Origin of the sequence: Hymenobacter sp. (assembly GCF_036388155.1) — a bacterium.
Classification (GTDB): Bacteria; Bacteroidota; Bacteroidia; order Cytophagales; family Hymenobacteraceae; genus Hymenobacter.
The window spans coordinates 1-5,644 of record NZ_DASVSI010000051.1; the positions used below are offsets into that span (position 1 = coordinate 1).

The 5,644-nt window shown below is 63.0% G+C and carries 4 protein-coding genes; 1 reads left to right on the forward strand and 3 read right to left on the reverse strand.

Going from position 1 to position 5,644, the window contains the following annotated elements; all coding sequences use genetic code 11:
- Positions 1-31: 31 nt before the first annotated feature.
- On the reverse strand, positions 32-667 hold the full coding sequence (locus tag VF629_RS07485) for a DUF4230 domain-containing protein (RefSeq protein WP_331057843.1): 636 nt from the start codon (positions 665-667) through the stop codon (positions 32-34).
- A 70-nt stretch (positions 668-737) separates the two neighbouring features.
- Between VF629_RS07485 and VF629_RS07490 the strand changes: the two genes are divergently transcribed.
- Complete coding sequence (locus tag VF629_RS07490; protein WP_331057844.1) at positions 738-1,886, forward strand: hypothetical protein; 1,149 nt, start codon at positions 738-740, stop codon at positions 1,884-1,886.
- Between the two features lie 82 nt (positions 1,887-1,968).
- Here VF629_RS07490 and VF629_RS07495 read toward each other — a convergent pair whose 3' ends face one another.
- Together VF629_RS07495 and VF629_RS07500 are read right to left on the reverse strand one after the other, a co-directional pair.
- The gene (locus tag VF629_RS07495) at positions 1,969-2,883 is read right to left on the reverse strand and encodes a 1-aminocyclopropane-1-carboxylate deaminase/D-cysteine desulfhydrase (RefSeq protein ID WP_331057845.1); all 915 of its coding nucleotides are present in this window, start codon (positions 2,881-2,883) and stop codon (positions 1,969-1,971) included.
- A gap of 47 nt (positions 2,884-2,930) precedes the next feature.
- Complete coding sequence (locus VF629_RS07500) at positions 2,931-5,516, reverse strand: YfhO family protein (protein ID WP_331057846.1); 2,586 nt, start codon at positions 5,514-5,516, stop codon at positions 2,931-2,933.
- Between the last annotated feature and the right edge of the window lie 128 nt (positions 5,517-5,644).

Here is a 5,644-nt window from a genome sequence, read left to right on the forward strand (position 1 = left end):
CCGAGCCACGGACGCGGACTAAAAGTCCGCGCTACTGCTTCGGCCCCGTAGCCGGTGCGCGCAACTGCTGGCCCAGAATCACGCGCCGGCCGGTAAGCGTGCGGAGCATGGGCACCAGAATTTGCTCGGCGTTGCGCTGCGTTTCGGCGAGGATGCCGGACTGCAACGCGGCGTTGCGCACCTGGGCTTCGGCGTACCTATAGCCCTCGTCCACTAGCTGGGCGTCTTGGAACAAGCCGTTTTCGGTGCTGAACACCCGGCTTTGGTTGTGGTTGATTTGGAAGGTGCACAACTCAGGCGCGGGCAGGGCCACGCGCACCACCGAGTCGCCTTCGAGCACCACGTCCCGCGCCGTGAGCTTGCGCAGGTCGATGCAGCCCACGGCCTCCCCTCCCACCACCAGGGCCACTTTCGACTCGGGCAGAAAACGGTAGGCGCGGCGCTTGTACTCCACCACGTCCTTGAAGTGGTAGCGCACCAGCTCGAGCCGGCCCAGGGCTTCCACCTGCGTGAGCACCGTGTTGTGGGTGACCGTTGCCTGTGGGCCGGTGTCGGCCAGCGGGTCGAGGCCGTTGAGCGTGGGAGCCACTTTGCGCCACAGAAACCACCCCAGCCCCAGTAAAAACAACAACGGCAACAGGCGGCGAAACAGGCGGGCTAGGTTCATACGCGGATAAATACGGAGGCCAAGCTACGGCGTTGGGCTCGGCCGTGGTCTAGCTTTGCGCCTGATGCGTGTGTTTTCGGTTCTTCGTTTGCTGGGCCAGCGCCTGTGGCCCCACCACCGGGCGCTGCTGGCGGGGCTGTGGGTGCTGGTGCAGCTGGCGTTTCTGTGGCGCTTTCGGGGCCCGCACTTCGCCAACGACAGCGCCCGCTACCTAGCCTACGCCGCCAACATCGCCGAGCGCGGCTACTTCGAGCCCGGCCACAACCTACGCTACGTGCTCTACCCGCTGTTTCAGAGCCTGTGGCTGTGGGTGGGCCTGGGCTGGTGGGGCATCGTAGCGGGGCAAATGGCCGTTTCGGCCCTGGCCACGCGGGCTGTGTACCGCGGCACGCGCCGGCTTGCGGAGGGCCAGCGCGGGGCAGCATTCCTGGCGACGTTTCTGTTTATTGCCTGGCCCGATATTCAGCAATTCAACGTTTTCCTGCTGACTGAGTCGTTGTTCATCAGCTTGGTGGCGTTGTCGTTCGGGGCGTTCACGCGGGTTCGCAATGGCGGGCAGGCCGATTGGGCAGTGTTGTTAATCGTACTCGTCCTTACAGTTTTGGCGCGGCCCAATGGCTTCATGGTGGGCCTCGCGGCGGCACTAGCGGGGCTCGATTCGTTGCGCCGTGCACCTGACCGCCGTCCGTGGCGGGCAACGCTGCTGCTGCTCGTGCTGCTGTCGCCGCTGCTGTGGTTGGCGCTCAACCATCAACTCGCTACCTACTACCTGATGGATACCTACCAGCGGGGCGAGCTGATTTTTCGCTACCAATTGTGGGCCGTGCACCAGGCCGAGCCGCTGCAGATGCCACCGCCCGGCACCGGGCCGGCGGCGCGGGTACTCTACTTCGCCGTGCACAACCCCGTCTACCTAGGCCGCCTGATGCTGGGCAAACTGTTCGTTTTTGTCAGTTATCTTAAGCCGCATTACTCGCTGGCGCACCGGGTCATTGGCGTACTGGTGCTGTGGCCGAGCTATTGGCTAGCGGGCCGCAACGCCTGGCGCCACGTGGTGTGGCGGCCAGCGCGCGTGTTTCTGGCGGCTATTTTCTTGTTGCAAACGGCCATCATCATGCTCACCGTGGACGACTGGGACGTGCGGTTTTTAGCGCCGGTGCTGGTGGCAGTGTTTGTGCTGGCTTCGCTGGAGATACAGCGGTATTGGCGAAGGATGTAGAGACGCATACTTGCGTCTTGTCGCTGAACGATGACGTGCGCACTCTCAACCTTTGCGGACGGCAAGACGCAAGTATGCGTCTCTACAACCCGCTCCCGTACCGCTCCTGCCAGCCGGCCCAGGCCTGCAGCCCGCCGGTATGAATGGCCACCACCGTGCTGCCGCGCCGGAAGAAACCTCGCCCAATTAGGTCCAGGGTGCCATACACCAGCTTGCTGGTATAGATGGGGTCCAGCAACACCCCATGCTGCTGCCGAAACCGCTCAATGAAGTCCAGCAACTCTACCGAGCGTTTGGCATAGCCGCCAAAATGGTAGTCGGTGTGCAGCGTGTAATTGCTGAATACCTGCCCCGTAGCCGCTTGCGTGAGAGCGTCAATTTCACTTCGAAGAAACCCGCCGTTTTTAAGGGCCGCGACGCCTACTACCTCCTGTTGGCCGCCCAGCCCGGTGAGCAAGCCGGCTAGCGTGCCCCCCGTTCCGGCCGCTACGGCCAGCGCATCGAAGGAAGTATGTTGCCGAATTTCCTCTACCAATTCGGCACAGCCAGGCAAGGCCAGGGCATTGGTCCCGCCTTCGGGCAGGAGGTAGAATGCGCCAAACCGTAAGGCTAGCTCCGCCAAAACCTCTGGCTCGGACCGACGCCGGTAGGTACTGCGGTCCAGGTAGTGCAGCGCCATGCCGTCGGCCGCAGCCTGAGTGAGCGTGGGGTTGAGCGGCGTGCCAGCCACAGGTTCATCCCCCCGAATCAAGCCAATGGTGTGGAAGCCGAATAGGCGGCCCGCCGTGGCCACGGCGGCAATGTGGTTGGAGTAGGCTCCGCCAAACGTTAGGAGCGCGTGTTGACCTTGCCGACGGGCTTCCTGCAGGTTGTAATTGAGCTTGCGGGCTTTGTTGCCGGGCAAGTCTGGGTTCACCAAATCATCGCGCCACAGCAGCAGGCGCACGCCCTGGGCCCGGGTGATGGGCTCGTCGATTTCCTGCAAAAGCTCGTTCACCAGCGCGGCCCTGACACTGCCTTACAACGAAAAGCGCGAGCCCGGCGCTAGGCCGCGACCGGAGCCACTACCGGCTCGTCGACGGTTTCCTTGCGGCGCAGCACGTACACAATGGCACCCAGCAGCACCAGCAGCAGGGCGATACTGGCGGCCATCGATACCCCGTTGCCAATGGCGTAGGACTTCGGCTCGAAGCGGAAGGTGATGCTGTGGTTGCCGGCCGGCACGGGCATGGCGCGCAGCACGTAGTCGGCCCGCACGTGGGGCACCGGCTTGCCGTCGAGGAAAGCCTGCCAGCCATCGGCGTAATAGATTTCCGAGAACACCACCATGCCGTCTCGGGGCGCGTTGTAGCTGTATTTCAGCTCGTCGGGGCTGTAGCCGGTGAGGGCAATGGTGGCGCCAGTGATGTCGTAGGTCGCATTCTTTTGCTCTGGAAACTTGCTCACGTCTATCACGGCTGCCGTGGCGGGGCTCAGCGTGCTGAGGGCAGCCATTTCCTCGTCGGGGCTGTTCACCGTTTTCACTTCGCTCACAAACCAGGCATTGCCCAGGGCGCCGGGGTTGCGCTGCACGGGCTGCTTGGGGTCGCCGGTAATGAGGTAGCGCGTGTTCAGCATGTTGAGCACCTGCTGGTTGTTGTTGGAAATCTGGCGTTCAATCAGGTCCTGGTAGCGGCGCAGCTTGGCGCCGTGGTAGCCCCCGATGCTCTTGTGGAAGTACGAGGTCTGGGCTTCGTTGAAGGGGTTGGCCAGGTTGAGCACGCGGTAGCTCAGGCCCTTATCCTGCAGAATTGCCTGGTCGGCTGGCGAGGGCTCGAAGGTCTGGGCAATGGTTTCCTGCTGGAATTTATTGTCGCCGAGGTAGCGCTTGTCTACGCCCCATAGGTCGATGAGCACCAGCGCCACCATGATGGCCGCGGCTGGCAGCATGTTCAGCTTGCCCTTGAGGTGGAAGTACAGCACGCCCAATGCCGCACCAATGAAGAGCAGCCCGCGCCACACATCGCCGCGCAGCAGGTCGGCGCGGTCAGCGCGCAGGGCCGTGAGCAGCTCGGGCGTGAAGCCCTGCTTGGTCAGCTCGCCGTCGATGGGCGCGGCAAAATCGAAACTGAAGCTGGCCAGGTAAGCCAGCAGGCACAAGCCCGTAGCCACAGCACCCGCGTAGAGCACCTTGGGCAGCAAAGTCGACACCTCTGCGGACACCTGCGGCGTCGTACCCGCTGCCTTCGCGGCTTTGGCCAGGGCCGGGTGCTGTTGCGCATCGGCCAGCACCACGGGCTGCGGCGCGACCACGCGGGGCCGCAGCACCCGGCTCAGGGCCAGCGCGCCCAGGATGGGCATGGCCAGCTGCGCAATCACCAGCGCCATGCTCACCGCCCGGAACTTGTTGTAGCCCGGCAGCAGGTCGAAAATCAGGTAGTTAAACGTCTCGAAGTTCTTGCCCCAAGCCAGTAGAATCGATAGAATGGTGCCGGCCAGCAGCCAGTAGCGGGTGCGCTTGTCAACCACAAAAAGGCCTAGGATGAACAGGAACACCACCACGGCGCCCATGTATACCGGGCCAGCCGTGTAGCTCTGCTGGCCCCAGTAAGTGGGCATGCCGCTCAGATATTCCTGGGGCAAGCCGGCTTTGGCCAGGTTAGAATCGGTGCCCAGCGGCATGGAGCTGGCGCCGCCGTAGAAGTTGGGAATGAGCAGGGTAATGGTTTCGCCCACGCCGTAGCTGTACTGGAAGGCATAGTCGCGGTCAACGCCGGTGCTCTCGTCGTCGGGGTTGGCAGCGGGTGTCTGACCGGGGGCGGTGGGCGCGGGCGTCTTCAGCTCGGTGCGGCCGCGGTTGCTGTACTTGCTGTATTCCAAGGTGGTATAGAGACGACCGAAGCTCACACCCACCGCCAGCGCGGCGCCCAACCCCAGCAGCGCCGTGCGCTTGAGAAACTCAGGCAGGCGCCCGGCGCGGGCTGCCGCCACCAACTCGATGATGCCGAAAATGGCGACCAACAGCAGCAGGTAATAGGTAATCTGCAGGTGGTTGGCGCGTACGTTTAGCGTGAGGCCAACGGCGAATAGGGCCGCGCCCAGCCACTTGTCGCGGCGGTAGGCCATCAGCACGCCGCCTAGCACCAGCGGCGCGTACGCCAAAGCAATGCTTTTGGTGTTGTGGCCGGCCGCCAAAATGGCGAGGTTGTAGCTTGAAAAACCCAGGGCCACAGCGCCCGCTACGGCCACCAGCGGCCGCAAGCCCAACGCCACCAGCAGGATGTAGCCGCACAGCAAAGCCAGGAACAAATTGGCCACCACGGCGGGCAAGCCCAGCGTCATAATCGTTTGCAGATACCCCGACCAGTCGCCCGGAAAGTGCAGGCTAATGAGGTAGGTGGGCATGCCCGAGAACATGGAGTTCGTCCACAGGGCCTCCCGGCCCATCACCTTGGCATACTCCTGGGCCTCATGAGCACCGCCCTGAAACTGAGTAATGTCGTGCTGGGCCAGGGTCTTGCCCTCGAACATGATGGGCGAGAAATACAGGCACGCCAACACCACGAAAAACAGCACCGCCAGCAAGTGGGGCAAAGCCCGGCGCCACCACGGCGCGGACGAAACAGAAGCAGCAGAAGCAACAGCAGCCATCAGGGCAATTTTGAGGAAACACAAAAACGTGCCCGAAGGTACAGTAGAACCAGCTCGCGCAAGGTTTCGCGGAGTGAAAAGAGGTTTCGCAAAGTTGAATTGAACGTCAACTTTGCGAAACCTCTTTT